We start from the raw sequence: 11,957 nt of genomic DNA on the forward strand, positions 1-11,957 counted from the left end.
TATCCACATTACCAGTATTCCTATGTCAGAACCGATACTGCTCTCAAAGCATTCGTCGGGTCTCCATTAAAACGGCCTCTTACGTTGCTCGCTGAAGGTTATATACTTTCGCATTGCCCTTCTCGAACAATCATTCCCCGGCCGCTTGCTCCTGATGATTCAGGAAGCATGTGGGATAACAATGTTGTATTCATGAGTATTTGTAGTTGTCGAAATGAATCTGATGATGATATCAGGCGTCAGAAACTAATACAACCGTGTCACTATACTAAAAATTCTCAAAAAAGACCAACAAAGAAGGTATGGCGGTGTGTTGATGCGAGGAGTAGCAGACATGAATACTAACATATCAGCTTGGTGTAGATTACACCATACCTCTCTTTGTGGTATTACATACTCCTTTTGTATCAGTGAACGTATAAGGTTTCTTATTCGTAATTGAAAATTAATAGACAGATTTTGGAGAAATAAAGCATCGGAGTAATATTTAAACATTTTTGGTTTAAACAAAACCCCGTTTTCTTGCAAAACGAAGGATCAGAATTGGAAATAATCCATTTAACCTTATTTTTCTTTTAAACCGGCTGCATTTCTATGATATTTCCCGAGCTCACTCTGTAGTAGCATCGGTCCTGAAAAAACCGGTCCGTCTTTACAAACGCATACACCATCCGGGTCGATACAACATGACCCGCATAATCCAACCCCGCATTTCATATACCGATGCATGCTGAACTGTGATTTTCCAATGGCATTTCGGTTTTCAAGAACAGATAACACAGAACGCATCATCGGATCCGGACCACAGACTACAATGGTCTCATATTCATCAAGATCGATTTCATCAAGCAACCCAGCAACATATCCATGAAAACCGGCAGATCCATCATCGGTTGCAACCCGGACTTCACATGCAGATGAAAGAATACTCTGGAAGATCAGTTCATCAGCAGTTCGGGCACCAAGAAGGAATGTAACATCAGGATATTCAAGCCCAATCCGAAGAAGCGGTGCTGTCCCGACTCCTCCGGCAATTGCAAGAATTCTCCCCTGAAGGGCAAATCCATTTCCAAATGGCCCCCTTATCCCTATTTTGTCTCCTGGTTTCATGGATACCAACGCTGCTGTAGCCTCACCTACGCGCTGAACAGTAACTGCATTCGGGTATGACAAAGCCATCGGAATCTCATCGGTGCCCACAACCCAGACCATAACAAACTGACCGGGTTTAGCAGAGAATACATGATCGAAAAAGATAGTACTGACTCCAGGACTCTCCTGTGCCACACGGGTGATTGTCACGGGGACCGGAAGGCCGTCACTCATGGGCGCACCCCACAATTTCTTGTGAAGAAATACCGTCAGGAGCATATAATTCCTCACTGATATGCCTGAAAATTTCAGGATCCTGAACAACAGCACTTCCAATCTCAACACCGACTGCACCGGCCATCATCATCTCAATGACATCCTCAGCGCAGGAAACACCACCACACCCGATAATCGGAATAGAACAGGCCTCATAAAGCTCATACACACAACGGACAGCAATGGGAAAAATTGCTTTTCCGGAGAGGCCCCCATATTTATTCCCAAGAACCGGTCTTTTAAGACCCGTAGAGATCCGCATCGCGCGAACGGTATTGATGGCCACAATTGCATCAGCTCCCCCTTCTTCTGCCGCCCTGCCAATAGTTGTAATATCAGTTACATTTGGTGTTAATTTGACCCAGACTGGCTTTTTCCATTCCTTTACTGCTTCAGTGCATGCTTTTACCACATCTGGGTTAGTCCCAATCTGTGCACCAAATCCGGCAGCATGCGGGCAACTCACATTCAGTTCAAACGCCTCTGCCTTCTCTGCAAACCAACCGGCCACCTCATGAAATTCCTCAGGATTACCGCCAAATATACTCACAATGACAGGCTCACCATCAAATGAAGAGAGTTCCTGCACAAATTCTCTGGAGGGATTTGGAAGACCCATTGCATTCATGATCCCGTCTTCCAGAACGACAACACATGGCCCCGCATGCCCATACCGCGGCTCCGGACCAATTGATTTCGTCACAACTGCTCCTGCCCCCTGGCGTAACATCCTGCGAAGAGAGGAAGCACAGGTCCCTAGTACACCAGCTGCAAGAACCAGGTGATTTCTGACAGGTACACCTGCGAGCTTTACAGGTCCCTGACTCAGTCTAATCATGATGAGAGAGATGGGGATGATGGTAATTATCTATTCTTCGTTCCTACGAGTATGGGATGACCAGCCTTGCAGTATTCGGTACCGGGCGAATTGGAGGCGGAGTTGCTGCCCGAGCCGTATCCAGTGGCCTTATTAATCATCTTGTTTTGTATGATTGTAATCAGGCACTCCTCGAGGCGCAACGACTTGACATCGAACATATGCGATGTCCGGTGACAATTTCTATAAAGCCGGAAGACATTGCCGCATGTGATATCGTTCTTTATGCTGCCGGCCTTCCAAGAAATCAGAATATCAAAACAAGAGCTGCATTGCTGGATTGTAATGTTCCGGTTGCATCAGAACTGGCAACACTCATTCGAGACTATAAAGGGATAATAATCGTCGTAACCAATCCGGCAGACATTCTGACATACTATCTCTGGAAGTCCCTTGGAATTTCGAAAAACCGCATCATAGGATTTGGAGGCCAGTTGGACAGCGCACGATTTCAATACGAACTTGCACTTCGATCCATCAGAGATGACGGGGTAATCCTTGGTGAACACGGAGAACATCAGGTTCCAATATTCAGTAAAACCGGACTTGATGTAGATATTCCCACAAGAGATGACATTTTAGTAACGCTCCGGAATGCAAGTATGGAGATCATAAAAGGAAAAGGCGCGACTGAATATGCCCCGGTGTATCACATATGGCATCTTATTGAATCAATAATTACCGATGCAAGAACTAGCCTCATATGCTCTGCCATTCTAGAGGGAGAATATGGTGTTGCCGGTTGTTCTCTGGGAGTTCCGGTACTAATCGGAAGAGAGGGCATTCTTTCAATAGAAGAGTGGGATCTCGATCTCTGGGAAAGAGACCATTTTCAGGATGCAGCCACATTTGTATCAGATCTTTGCAGGAGGATAGCAAGTGACTCCTGATTCTCAGCAATTGATATCTCCGGGTGAACAACAATCGACGGTGGAAAAGGATCAGGATAAGAGGATGTTACTCAGTATATGCCAGGTTGAATACTCAACCGCAGCAGACGGACCCCTCATACATATATTCGGGCGTACTGAAACAGGGGATCTCAAAGAGATACAGGTTACCGGATTTTTTCCATACTTTTACATCCTCGCATCACAGGTTGCCAGAAATCATCCGGACCAGGTTATTAAGATTGATCCTACCCCATACACATCAATCCATGGTGAAGAATTACGCAGACTTTACACCCGGAGACCAACCGATGTCAGGGAGGTAAGAGGAAATTACACCCATTATGAAGCAGATATTCCCTTTGCTACCCGTTATCTTATTGATGCAGGAATTACCGGAGGAATATCTGTCCCGGCCGGAGCATCCGTCGTTCCATATACCTACGTAAAACCGGCGGAAGTCCATGCACCTACCAGATACTGCCTCCTTGATATCGAATGTGAAGACGATAAAGGAGGTCTTCCAAACCCTGATCGTGATCGCATCATATGCATTACTGCCTGGGACTCATTTTCCGGTACCTACACAACATTTCTTCTCCAGAATTCTAAAAAATCAATCAATATGGAGAATCTCTGTAGAAACACGCTACCGAACGGATGTTTTTGTACTGATATTCATACCATCAGAGTTTTCGATGATGAAAAGTCGCTTCTCACAGGTTTTTCCTCATACATCAGAGAAAACAACCCGGATATCCTTTCAGGTTGGAACTTCACCGATTTCGATCTTCCTTATATCTTTGGCAGAATCCGTGCTCTGAATCTCCCCCCTGACAGCCTTGCCCGGTTACCTGGCATGAGTGAGCGTTCAGGAGTCAGAGGAAGGGTAGATTTTGACCTGCTTGCCGGATATAAAAAGATGCAGTCATCAAAACTGGACTCATATCGTCTGGATGCAGTCGGAGAGCGTGAAGTTGGTGATGTCAAGGCATTCCATTACCAGCCAGGCATGACAGCCCGGATGTGGAATGAAGCTCCACATGAACTTGTCGAATATAACTTCAAAGATGTCGAGCTTTGTGTTAAAATTAACCAGAAGAATAACATAATTGAGTTTTACCAGGAGATTGCCCGCTATGTCGGATGTCCTCTTGACCGGACATTAAATTCCTCAAATGTCATCGACATCTATATTCTCCGTAAGGCACATGGAAAATTCATCCTGCCATCAAAAGGCTATAGCCCGGGAGATGAATTCGAAGGTGCTACGGTTTTTGAACCAAGTTCAGGTATACGGGAGAACGTGGTGGTCCTTGATCTGAAATCCCTGTACCCGATGGCAATGATGACCATCAATGCTTCGCCTGAGACAAAAGATCCAAATGGTGATCTCACCGCACCAAACGGAATTAAATTCCGTTCAAAGCCTGATGGCCTTACCCGCAGTATCATCAGTGAACTTCTGCAGGAACGGGATCTGAAAAAGAACAAAAGGAATGAATACCCCTTTGGCTCCCAGGAATACCAGCTTTATGACATGCAGCAGAATGTCATCAAGGTCATCATGAATACATATTATGGAGTGAGCGGATATTCACGATTCAGGCTCTATGATCGGGAGATTGGGTCTGCAGTCACTTCAGTAGGCAGGGCGATCATCGAGCATACCCGGAACACTATTGAAAATATGGGATATAGTGTCATATATGGCGATACCGACTCCTGTATGATTCAGATACCGGCTACATCTCTTGAAGAGACGATCACCAAAGCAAGAGAGATTGAAGCAGTGTTAAATGAGAGTTACAATACCTTTGCCAAGGAAGTTCTGCATGCAGAAAAGCATTATTTCTCGATAAAATTTGAAAAAGTCTATCGCAGATTCTTCCAGGGAGGAAAGAAGAAGCGATATGCAGGCAACCTCATCTGGAAAGAAGGAAAGTCTGTTGATGAGACAGATATGGTCGGATTTGAAGCAAAACGATCAGACTCCCCGCTCCTCACCAGAAAAGTCATGAAAGAGGTCATGAATAAGATATTACAAGGTGCGGACTTACCAGAGATAAAAAAATACCTTGGAGATGTCATCAAAACGTACCGTTCCGGAGGGTATTCACTTGATGAGATCGGAATCCCTGGAGGGCTTGGTAAAGAACTGAAAGATTATGGAACGGACGATGCACATGTCCGGGGTGCTACGTATTCGAATACTCATCTGGGAACCAACTTTGGCAAGGGGAGTAAACCAAAGAGGATTTATATTAAATCCGTGAACGGAGGCTATCCAAAGACTGATGTCCTCTGTTTTGAATACGGCGATCAGGTTCCTGATGCATTTGTCCCAGATCTTGAACTAATGCTGGAGAAGACCATCAAATCACCAATATCCCGGATTCTTGAACCAATAGGATGGAGCTGGTCAGACGTGGATCCAACCCGGACCACCCTTTCTGATTTTTTTTAGGAGGACTATGCAGGAATACCAGGATGGAGAGGAGATACGGTTTAACATTCCCCGTATTGTCATCGCAGGAATCCAGAGCGGTTGCGGAAAGACGACAATTACCCGTGGCCTGATGGCAGCATTGAAAAAACGCGGACTTGTTGTACAACCATATAAAATCGGACCTGATTTTATCGATCCCAGTCATCATACCCGAATCTGTGGCAGAGTTTCGAGAAATCTGGATGTCGTAATGGCCGGGGAGGACGGAGTGGTAGAATCTTTCTACTCCGGATGCGCAGGTGCAGATATCGCCGTCATAGAAGGAGTCATGGGGATGTATGACGGACTTGACTCTACATTCGGAAGTACTGCGCATATCGCAAAGATCCTCAAAGCCCCGCTCCTCCTGGTAATCCCAGTGCATGGTATGGCTCATAGTGTCCATGCCATTGCATCCGGCTTTCAGAATTACGAACCGGATTCACCACTTGCAGGAGTCATTCTCAATAAGGTCGGAAGTCCCCGTCATGCTGAACTGCTCAAAGCCGGAGCAAAGATTCCACAATTCGGGTTTGTCCCCAAGGATCCTTCATTCCATACAAAGAGCCGTCACCTGGGCCTGGTGATGGGTGATGAAACTACAACTGAGGAACCAGTATCCAACATTGAGGATTCCTGTAATATTCCTGAGATCATCGCACTTGCATCCTCTGCTCCCCCGCTTACCACTCAGGCGAAAGAGCAGGATACACCGGCCTGTCTGGTACGAATTGGAGTTGCCCGGGATCCTGCGTTTTGTTTCTATTATCAGCATAACCTGGAATTACTTGAGCGTTCGGGTGCAAATCTTACTTATTTCAGCCCGATGCAGGATCATCTGCCTGATGTGGATGCTCTCTATTTAGGTGGAGGATATCCGGAGCTTCATGCAGATCTGCTGGAAACCGGTCCGGCTCGTGAAGAAATTCGTGCAGCCTGTGACGACGGACTTCCCGTCTATGGAGAGTGTGGGGGGCTCTTGTACCTCACTGAAGGACTTGCCGGAGAGCGAACATATCGCTGGACCGGAGTACTTCCTGCCGAGGCTGAGATGGCACAGCGATTTCAGGCTTTAGGGTATAGTGAAGGAGAAATGACAGGTGGCACATCACTTACACCAGAGGGAATTGAGATACGGGGACATGAGTTTCATTACTCATTTGTCACTCCGGACAGAGATGCACAGTATGCCATCCGTCTGACCAGGGGAAAAGGAATCCAGAATGGGCGTGATGGGATGTATGTTCATGAAACAGTCGGTTGCTATACCCATGGCTGGTTCTCAAAGCGGTTTTCAGATACAATAATACAGGCGGCATTGACCTGGAAAAAAAGGTAGGGATCAGCTCTGCATAACCTGTCTGAACCGTTGTCCGAATGAAGGGAAGAAATCCTTTTTTCTGGACATAACCCCTTCAAGAATTACCGGCTGATGATGATATCCGAGTTTTGTTAAGAGACCATAGTCACCTGCAGCAAAAAGGAAACTTCTCTGGCCGATGACATCCGTAACCAGGACAATGCTGATATCATACCCGTGGCTGGTCTGGTAGAGAGTAAGGGCATTCTGAATGTTTTCTGCGTTCGAATCAGCAAATTCACGAGAGCCGGTCATAATCTGTGCAATAGACACTGTCCGATCCTGAAGAGTGAAATCCTTGATATCTCTGACAATGAGTTCTTCAATTGGAACACCATCAAGGTTCATTCCCTTGTTGATGAGTTCAGTCCCTAACTCTTCAGGATCTATATTGGCAATCCCTGAAAGATACGCAACTGCTTCCCGGTCACGGTCGGTCGTTGTGGACATCTTCAAGACAAGAGTGTCAGAGAGGATACCGGCAAGGAGCATGGTTGCAATGCCTTTGTCCGGGACTACCTGTTCTTCCCGGTACCTCATGGTGATTATCGTTGAGGTCGACCCCACCGGTTCATTCCTGAACCTGATAGGCTGAAGGGTTGCAATCGTTCCAAGCCGGTGATGATCAATTATCTCAATGATCTCTGCAGTCTCAATACCTTCAACCGCCTGGGTATACTCATTGTGATCAACCAGGATAACCGATTTATGAACATCTTCAAGAAATGAATTTCTGGAGAGCATACCAATAAAATGTCCATCTTCATCAGTGACGCAGGCAGTACGATATGGTGAGTTCGAGACTATCTGAGCAGCGGTTGAGAGGAGATCATCTTTGTGAAGAGTTTCTGCATCAGTTGCCATGATGGTCTCAACCGGTCCGGAGAGATGGAGCAGCCTTCCCACACTGAACGCATCCAGAGATGTTTTCAGAAGAGATACCCCCATATTTTTTGCACTCTCCCTGACCCGTTCTCCTAAGTGTGCACCTTCTGCGATGATGAGTGCACAAATCCCCTCTGCTACAAGCGCAATCTGGGATGGTTCATTATCACCTATGATGGCAACATCATGAGGACCGAGTCTGGCAAGAGAGATATGAAGTGCATCGATAACAATAGAGGCATTTCCATGTATCTCGTCATGTGCTGCATGAACAATCTCAGCCTTGAGGATTCTTGCAAGTGCTTTAAGAGTAATAGGGCCGACTTTTAATGGAAGGCTTGCATGAGGACTGACATATGCTCGCGCCAGACCATGTTCACTTACCAGGCCTAAAAACCGGTTTTCATCATCAACTATCGGAATGTTCCTGATATCATAATCATCCATGAGCAATGCAACATCGATTGCCGGAATATTCATGGGCGCTTTTTGTGTATACAAAAACGGAATATCCCCAACTGATGGCTCAACATTTTCAATCAGAACCGGGGGCTCAACTCCTGCAATATCAAGGGCATATTGAGTTTCAGCATTCAGGTCACCGCATCGTGCAGCTACATATGTGCCTGAATGAATATGATTGAGCAATGACGCATACGCTACTGAACTGGCAATGCTGTCCGTATCCGGTTGCCGATGGCCGATAATATACGTAGGGCTCATAAGATATATGTAGAGAGATGCGTGTTAACGTTAGATATCAATTACCGATCATTTAAATTGCCCTGAATGAATATTCCTTACAAGGCAGAATCATGAACCTGAATGAAGAGATTGATATTACCAGGGCCACAGGAGTCATTCAGAACCTAATCGGATATATTGGTGCCATAGCCCTTTTGATTGGCGGGATTGCGATGTATGTTGATCTTCCCATCATCGGGAGAGTGACGTGCCTCTATTGCCCGACACCATCAGGATACCTGTACATCGTTCTTGCGATTGCAGCAGCCATTCTCATATATGCTGAAAAAATAAACTTCTTATACCTGACCGGCGGGCTTGCTTTTCTTCTTTTAGCATATGATGCATATTCTGCAACAACCATCGGATATGCAGTCCAAATGCTCCTCTCAGGAGGTCTTGCTCCCTCAATGGGCGGACAGATGGACCCGGTAATGTCCCAGATGATGCAGAATACCGAACTCTCTATTCCAATGGGATGGATTATCATCGGCCTTGGAGCACTGCTCATGGTCATGACTCCCCAGATAGAAGCAAAAGGGGATGAAAAAACTTCCATAAATCCACGTGAGGCAAATCTTCAGGAACGAATACAGGAACTTGATAAAATCGTGAAGATGTATAAGGATGGAGATATTTCAAAGCAGGAGTTCAGTCATCTGAAAGAAGAGATATTGGGAGCTACAAAAGAGAAATGAGAACCTGCACCAAATTCTCCTTATTTTAAATAACCTCACGGTACTTCTCCACCTGAATCTAGCCTGGATATATATATATGGTTGCTCTTTCCAAAAGAGAGACAGGTAAGCCATTTGAGTGATCGAATGGAAATATATACGATCAGACTCCAGCATTTCAGGCCATTCTCTCATTGAATAGTATACAAAAATTTCTCCTAATTTACTCGAATCATGAAAAATATTATTATCAAAGGTGCCAGGGAACATAACCTGAAAAACATCTCTGTCACTATCCCCCGTGACCAGTTTATCGTCATCACCGGATTATCCGGTTCAGGAAAATCAACCCTCGCCTTTGACACCCTCTATGCAGAAGGACAACGGCGGTATGTTGAATCTCTCTCTTCATATGCACGCCAGTTCCTTGGCCTTATGAATAAGCCGGATGTGGATGCAATTGAAGGATTGTCACCGGCCATATCCATTGAACAGAAATCAACCTCGAAAAACCCCCGGTCAACGGTCGGGACGGTTACCGAGATCTATGACTATCTGCGGCTTCTTTATGCACGAATCGGTATCCCCTATTGTCCGGAACATAACCTTCCGATCATGGGACAGTCACCTGAGCGGATTGCCGAACGGATTGAAGAGGAATGCACCGGGCAGATAACCATCCTTGCACCGCTCATCAGGAAAAAAAAGGGAACATATCAGCAGCTCTTCAAGGATCTGAACAAGGAAGGGTTTGCACGGGTAAGGGTCAATGGAGAGATATACCGGACGGATGATGAGATTACCCTGGAGCGGTACAAGATGCATGACATCGATCTCGTTATCGATCGGCTTGATGTATCAGATCACTCACGTCTTGTTGAGGCATGTGAACAGGCAGCTGCCAGATCCGAGGGACTTATCATCATCACCTGTGAAGACGGGGAAGATCGAACATATTCATCCAAAATGGCCTGTCCGATCTGTGGCATCACCTTTGAAGAACTCCAGCCACGGATGTTCTCCTTTAACAGCCCATTTGGTGCCTGTCCGGACTGTAAGGGACTTGGGATCAGAATGGACTTTGATCCTGATCTCATTATTCCTGAAAAAGAAAAGTCCATTGCCGAAGGTGCAATCGCAACCTACCGGAATTTCCTTGATGGATACCGGTCACAATTTGTCGGAGCCGTTGCGAAACATTTTGGTTTTACGGTCAATACTCCCATTAAAGATCTGACCGAAAAACAATTCAATGCCCTGATGTACGGTTCCAATGAAAAGATCTCATTTCATATGAGTTATAAGCAGGGTGAAGGAGAATGGTCGCATAAAGGAACCTGGGAAGGACTGCTCCCCCAGGCAGAACGCCTGTACAGTCAGACCAATTCAGAATACCGGAAACGTGAACTTGAAAAGTTCATGAGAATTACACCCTGTCAGACGTGCAAGGGAAAAAGACTGAAGGAGAAAATTCTCGCGGTCAGAATAAAAGAGAAATCCATCATCGACCTGACCGATCTCTCGATTACTGCAAGTATTGAATTCTTCAACAACCTGAACCTGTCAGAGAAAGAGACTGAGATTGCCAGGCAGATACTAAAAGAGATCCTTTCCAGACTCACCTTCCTCGAACGGGTTGGTCTTGGATACCTGACTCTTTCCCGTAGTGCAGGCACACTCTCTGGTGGTGAAGCTCAGCGGATCCGTCTTGCAACCCAGATTGGTGCCAACCTTATGGGAGTGCTCTATGTCCTTGATGAACCATCCATCGGACTGCACCAGCGGGATAATAACCGACTCATCGACACCCTTCGGCAACTCCGCGATCTTGGAAACACCCTGATTGTTGTCGAACATGATGAAGACACTATACGGGCGGCAGACTGGGTTATCGATATGGGCCCCGGAGCCGGCCTTAATGGTGGTGAGATCATCGCCGAAGGGACACCTCATGAGATAGAACAGAATGAGCGGTCCCTTACCGGTGCATACCTCTCCGGACGGATGCAGATCGAAATCCCGGAGAAGAGGAGGACTCATGATCGATATATATCCATCACCGGGTGTCAGGAAAATAACCTGAAGAACATTACCGCCCGAATACCGATGGGTACCTTAACCCTCATCACCGGTGTGTCCGGATCAGGGAAATCATCTCTTATTTATGATACCCTCTATCCTGCCTTACAAAAGATGGTCTATCATTCCAGAGTAGAAGCAGGAAAACATACATCTGTCACCTGTGATGAACCCATCGACAAGGTTATTGTCATTGACCAGTCACCCATTGGCAGAACTCCCCGGTCTAATCCGGCTACCTATACAAAGGTCTTTGATGAGATTCGGAATATCTTCGCAGAAACAAAAGAAGCAAAGATGAGGGGATACAAATCCGGACGATTCTCATTTAATGTCAAGGGAGGCAGGTGTGAGGCATGTCAGGGAGATGGGCTTATCAAAATCGAGATGAACTTTCTTCCTGATGTCTATATTGAATGTGAAGAGTGTAAAGGGACCAGGTATAACCGGGAGACCCTTGAAGTCAAATATAAAGACAAATCCATTGCTGACGTCCTGGCGATGAGTGTGGATGAGGCAATCGAGCTCTTCTCAGCCATCCCGAAGATCAGGAATAAATTACAGACTCTTGTAGATGTAGGTCTTGGAT

General features: G+C 46.0%; 9 protein-coding genes. 6 read left to right on the forward strand and 3 right to left on the reverse strand.

The features are described from left to right. The coding region (locus LDL35_RS10230; protein WP_304022237.1) for a hypothetical protein at positions 1-345 on the forward strand (345 nt) is incomplete at its 5' end. A 219-nt stretch (positions 346-564) separates the two neighbouring features. Here the strand turns inward: LDL35_RS10230 and LDL35_RS10235 are convergent. Together LDL35_RS10235 and LDL35_RS10240 are read right to left on the reverse strand one after the other, a co-directional pair. Further along, positions 565-1,326, reverse strand: a complete 762-nt coding sequence (locus LDL35_RS10235) for a dihydroorotate dehydrogenase electron transfer subunit (RefSeq protein ID WP_304022238.1) — start codon at positions 1,324-1,326, stop codon at positions 565-567. Next, entirely contained in the window at positions 1,319-2,206 is an 888-nt protein-coding gene (locus LDL35_RS10240) for a dihydroorotate dehydrogenase (protein ID WP_304022239.1), read from the reverse strand. Before LDL35_RS10240 ends, LDL35_RS10235 begins: the two co-directional genes overlap by 8 nt. A gap of 56 nt (positions 2,207-2,262) precedes the next feature. Here LDL35_RS10240 and LDL35_RS10245 point away from each other — a divergent pair, with 56 nt between their 5' ends. The 3 genes from LDL35_RS10245 (at position 2,263) to LDL35_RS10255 (ending at position 6,962) form a co-directional block, all read left to right on the forward strand. Beyond that, entirely contained in the window at positions 2,263-3,135 is an 873-nt protein-coding gene (locus LDL35_RS10245) for a lactate dehydrogenase (RefSeq protein WP_304022240.1), read from the forward strand. 64 nt (positions 3,136-3,199) lie between these two features. Further along, positions 3,200-5,602, forward strand: coding sequence for a DNA-directed DNA polymerase (locus LDL35_RS10250; protein ID WP_304022241.1), 2,403 nt, complete (start codon positions 3,200-3,202; stop codon positions 5,600-5,602). A 7-nt stretch (positions 5,603-5,609) separates the two neighbouring features. After that, entirely contained in the window at positions 5,610-6,962 is a 1,353-nt protein-coding gene (locus LDL35_RS10255) for a cobyrinate a,c-diamide synthase (RefSeq protein WP_304022242.1), read from the forward strand. Between the two features lie 3 nt (positions 6,963-6,965). On the opposite strand, the gene LDL35_RS10260 is transcribed toward LDL35_RS10255, so the two are convergent. Then, complete coding sequence (locus tag LDL35_RS10260; RefSeq protein ID WP_304022243.1) at positions 6,966-8,591, reverse strand: putative manganese-dependent inorganic diphosphatase; 1,626 nt, start codon at positions 8,589-8,591, stop codon at positions 6,966-6,968. Positions 8,592-8,683: 92 nt separating this feature from the next. Between LDL35_RS10260 and LDL35_RS10265 the strand changes: the two genes are divergently transcribed. Together LDL35_RS10265 and uvrA are read left to right on the forward strand one after the other, a co-directional pair. Beyond that, entirely contained in the window at positions 8,684-9,310 is a 627-nt protein-coding gene (locus LDL35_RS10265) for a hypothetical protein (RefSeq protein WP_304022244.1), read from the forward strand. A 213-nt stretch (positions 9,311-9,523) separates the two neighbouring features. Further along, positions 9,524-11,957: excinuclease ABC subunit UvrA (gene uvrA / locus LDL35_RS10270; RefSeq protein ID WP_304022245.1), on the forward strand; the 2,434-nt coding region annotated here is incomplete at its 3' end.

It is taken from the genome of Methanospirillum hungatei, assembly GCF_020216685.1.
GTDB classification, from domain to species: Archaea; Halobacteriota; Methanomicrobia; order Methanomicrobiales; family Methanospirillaceae; genus Methanospirillum; species Methanospirillum hungatei_B.

Excerpts from the sequence above, each read along its gene's own strand:
- LDL35_RS10235 (WP_304022238.1), bottom strand. The coding sequence starts at position 1,326 with ATGAGTGACGGCCTTCCGGTCCCCGTGACAATCACCCGTGTGGCACAG.
- LDL35_RS10240 (WP_304022239.1), bottom strand. The coding sequence starts at position 2,206 with ATGATTAGACTGAGTCAGGGACCTGTAAAGCTCGCAGGTGTACCTGTC.
- LDL35_RS10245 (WP_304022240.1), top strand. The coding sequence starts at position 2,263 with ATGACCAGCCTTGCAGTATTCGGTACCGGGCGAATTGGAGGCGGAGTT.
- LDL35_RS10250 (WP_304022241.1), top strand. The coding sequence starts at position 3,200 with ATGTTACTCAGTATATGCCAGGTTGAATACTCAACCGCAGCAGACGGA.
- LDL35_RS10255 (WP_304022242.1), top strand. The coding sequence starts at position 5,610 with ATGCAGGAATACCAGGATGGAGAGGAGATACGGTTTAACATTCCCCGT.
- LDL35_RS10260 (WP_304022243.1), bottom strand. The coding sequence starts at position 8,591 with ATGAGCCCTACGTATATTATCGGCCATCGGCAACCGGATACGGACAGC.
- LDL35_RS10265 (WP_304022244.1), top strand. The coding sequence starts at position 8,684 with ATGAACCTGAATGAAGAGATTGATATTACCAGGGCCACAGGAGTCATT.